Genomic DNA, 3140 nt, shown 5'->3' with positions numbered 1-3140 from the left:
TTTTTCAATGTATGCGACAACATCACCTACGGTTTGGATTTTTTCTGCTTCCTCATCAGGAATCTCAATCTCAAATTTTTCCTCTAATGCCATTACAAGTTCTACAACATCTAAAGAATCTGCCCCCAAATCATCTACGAATTTAGATTCTGGCTTTACTTCACCCTCATTTACATTGAGTTGCTCTACTACAACTGCTTTTACATCATCAAACATTGCCATTACTATCTCCTTAAAAAATTTCAATAAGTCAGTATTGTAACCGAGTTTTTCTTAAAAATTTCAAAAACTTTTCAAGTTACTTACATATATAATCCACCATTAACCTTTAAGACTTCCCCTGTGATATAGTTTGCACCATTAGAAAGCAAAAATGCCACCGCACTTGCAACCTCTTCTCCTTTACCAAATCTTCCCAATGGAATGTTTTGAGCATAGGATTGTTTAATCTCCTCTTTTAAAGCTTTTGTCATATCGCTTTCAATGAAGCCCGGAGTAACACAATTAAAGCGAATTCCTTTACTTCCACCCTCTTTGGCAAAAGACTTCGTCATCGCAATCATTCCACCCTTGCTTGCTGCGTAATTGCATTGCCCCATATTACCAATTTCCCCAATAATAGAAGCAATATTCACAACCGCCCCATAACCTTGTTTGCGCATAATTTTCAATGCCTCTTTGCAGCCAATGAAGCTTGAAGTGAGATTTGCATCAAGCACTGAAGTAAAATCTTCAACTTTCATACGCATAGAAAGTTTATCGTTTGTAATTCCTGCATTATTCACTACAAATGCCAATTCACCATCACTACTAAGAATCGTATTCATTCCTGCGATAAACTCCTCTTCTTTGGTTGCGTCAAAACAAACTACTGCAGCTTCTCCACCCTCTTTTTGGATTTCCTCTTGTAGAGCGTCTGCAAGTTCTGGCTTGGAACGATAATTAATCCATACTTTTAAACCCTCTTTTGCCAATACTTTTGCAATCTCTGCACCAATTCCTTTACTGGCTCCCGTGATTAAAACATTTTTTCCACAAAATTTCATTTGCAATCCTAAAAAATAAAATAGCGCATATTATACACTTTTTCATACATTTTTAAGTGTGTAAGTCAAAACAACGCGTTTTAAATTGTCCTCTTGCACTCTTTGTGCAGATTCTAACTCCAACCCCTCAAGATAGAGATTCTCCAAATCTACCAAACACTCTAGCTTCTCTATCGCGCAAGCCCTAAGCAAAATACCACGATAATGCTTAGCATAATGGCTAATCACTTTACCATTTTTAACAAAAATCGGCTCATACACCACACTTTCTTGCACATTCAAATACATAGGCAGTTTATTTACATTAAAACATTTTTGGTAGAATCCCGCACGTAAGTCTAAAATTTCCAAAGATTTTGGGGATTTTTTTGGATTGCCACTTGCGGATTCCAAGAGATATTCCCAAATTTTTTTTGTATTTTTGAGATAAAATTGTTTCGTGTTGAATTTTACTGATTTATTTTCAAAACTTTCACCTTGCTTTAAATCATAATAAGGAATTTTATCCATTGCGCGCAAAAGTCCAAAAAGATTAGAAAAAATCAATAAATGCTGCTTTAAATAATCTTGCGATTCTTGTCGCAAATGCTCAAAATCTAGCGCACTAAATGCAATACCACAATAGCGTAAAACAGCAGGCAATAAAGGAGACTCCATTAAATTTTGTGCGCAAGCTAACTCCTCTAAAACGAGATGCTTGGCACCAAAAAGCTGCTGGATTTCCGATTCTTTCGCACTTTGTAAAAATTCTTGATAAGCCTTTAAAGCCTCCTCTAAGCTTTCTTTGCAAATGAAATCTTGATAAAATGGCTCGCCTTGTTTTTCTTGCGCTTTTTTGTGTTCTAAGCATTTTTTCTCACTTGGTGAAAACAAAATCCACATTCTGCACTCCTAATTAAGAATATTCTGCGACAAGAAATCTTAACATATTCCGCTTTCAAGATTCCACATTTACTTTACAAAGCAAACATTTATTGTTACAATTCGCGTAAATTTTAGGATAGTCATCAATGGAATTTGTTGGAGAACAGCTACTTTTTATACATCTATTTTTATCTTTTCCACTGCTTTTGCCACCTCTTTGGAATCTTTTTTGTTTATTCACCAAGGAATCCCACACGCAAAGGCTTCGCTCCCTTGCTGTTACTGCGCCTGCATATTATACTTTCTTAAGTGCAAGCCTTTTTAGTGGGCTTGTAATTTGGGCTATGTTGGGATTTATAATGGATTTTAAAATCCTTACAATGCTTGCACTATGGCTTGTTTGTTTTGGGCTTGAAATCCTACGTCATAAGCGTCAAAAACTTATTAAAGTAGAAGCCGACATTTCTAAACGCGAAGCATTTTTTCGCTGGGCAAAGCTCAAATACAGTTTAGACTTGAGCTTTTTTGCGATTCTACTTCTTTGGGTCATTTAAATGCAATTTATCATTTATCAAAATGCGGGAGAGCCACAAATCACGCTCAAAAATGAAACCTATCACCACCTTTTCCACTCTCGCAGAACGCACAAATCAGAATCACTCTTTTTGTGTAATGGACGTGATTTGAAACTCTGTCGCTACACAATTACAGAAATCAACAAAAAAGATGCGAAACTTACCTTGCAAGAAATCCAAATTATCTCGCCCCACAATCCACCCAAAGGGCATTTGATTTGGGCAATGATAGAGCCAAAAAATATTGAAAAAACACTTCCTATGCTCAATGAACTCAATTTAGCCAAAGTTACCTTTTTTTATGCGCAATATTCCCAAAAACAATTTAAGCTAGATTTCAAGCGACTTCAGAGAATCTTAAATCATTCTTGTGAGCAATGCGGACGCTTAATAGGATTAGAAATTGAAATTTTCTCAAATATGGAGGAAGTGCTACAAAACTACCCAAATTTTGCAGTTTTAGACTTTGGTGGTGAGGCTTTAGTGGATTCTTTGAAAATGCCTTTAATGATTGGTTGCGAGGGGGGATTTAGTCAAAAAGAACGCGAAATCTTGCGGGATAAACACATTTTTAGCGCACCAAAATGCAATATTCTACGAAGCGAAACCGCCGCACTATATGCTGCAAGTAGATTGATTTAATTTACGATTCTGC

Annotated in this window: 5 protein-coding genes; 2 read left to right on the top strand and 3 right to left on the bottom strand. The window is 36.2% G+C overall.

The window, feature by feature from the left end:
- The 3 genes from acpP to Q1553_RS07795 form a co-directional block, all read right to left on the bottom strand.
- On the bottom strand, nt 1-222 hold a 222-nt coding region (gene acpP, locus Q1553_RS07805), incomplete at its 3' end, for an acyl carrier protein (RefSeq protein WP_300842892.1).
- An 80-nt stretch (nt 223-302) separates the two neighbouring features.
- Nucleotides 303-1046: a 3-oxoacyl-ACP reductase FabG gene (fabG, locus tag Q1553_RS07800; RefSeq protein ID WP_297578840.1), complete on the bottom strand. Its 744-nt coding sequence runs from the start codon at nt 1044-1046 to the stop codon at nt 303-305.
- Nucleotides 1047-1088: 42 nt separating this feature from the next.
- Nucleotides 1089-1928 (bottom strand): YaaA family protein, encoded by an 840-nt coding sequence (locus tag Q1553_RS07795; protein WP_299384101.1) that lies wholly within the window; start codon nt 1926-1928, stop codon nt 1089-1091.
- A 128-nt stretch (nt 1929-2056) separates the two neighbouring features.
- Here Q1553_RS07795 and Q1553_RS07790 point away from each other — a divergent pair, with 128 nt between their 5' ends.
- Both Q1553_RS07790 and Q1553_RS07785 read left to right on the top strand, forming a co-directional pair.
- Complete coding sequence (locus Q1553_RS07790) at nt 2057-2464, top strand: hypothetical protein (protein WP_115552083.1); 408 nt, start codon at nt 2057-2059, stop codon at nt 2462-2464.
- Nucleotides 2465-3127 (top strand): 16S rRNA (uracil(1498)-N(3))-methyltransferase, encoded by a 663-nt coding sequence (locus Q1553_RS07785; protein ID WP_115552084.1) that lies wholly within the window; start codon nt 2465-2467, stop codon nt 3125-3127. It abuts the gene before it with no gap.
- The last annotated feature ends 13 nt before the right edge of the window (nt 3128-3140 follow it).

It is taken from the genome of Helicobacter sp. UBA3407 (genome assembly GCF_949747025.1).
Taxonomy (GTDB): Bacteria; Campylobacterota; Campylobacteria; order Campylobacterales; family Helicobacteraceae; genus Helicobacter_D; species Helicobacter_D ganmani.
The sequence above is the reverse complement of the archived record's forward strand: the minus strand, read 5'-3'. Positions and strand labels throughout refer to the sequence as shown.

Excerpts from the sequence above, each read along its gene's own strand:
- fabG (WP_297578840.1), bottom strand. The coding sequence starts at position 1,046 with ATGAAATTTTGTGGAAAAAATGTTTTAATCACGGGAGCCAGTAAAGGA.
- Q1553_RS07795 (WP_299384101.1), bottom strand. The coding sequence starts at position 1,928 with ATGTGGATTTTGTTTTCACCAAGTGAGAAAAAATGCTTAGAACACAAA.
- Q1553_RS07790 (WP_115552083.1), top strand. The coding sequence starts at position 2,057 with ATGGAATTTGTTGGAGAACAGCTACTTTTTATACATCTATTTTTATCT.
- Q1553_RS07785 (WP_115552084.1), top strand. The coding sequence starts at position 2,465 with ATGCAATTTATCATTTATCAAAATGCGGGAGAGCCACAAATCACGCTC.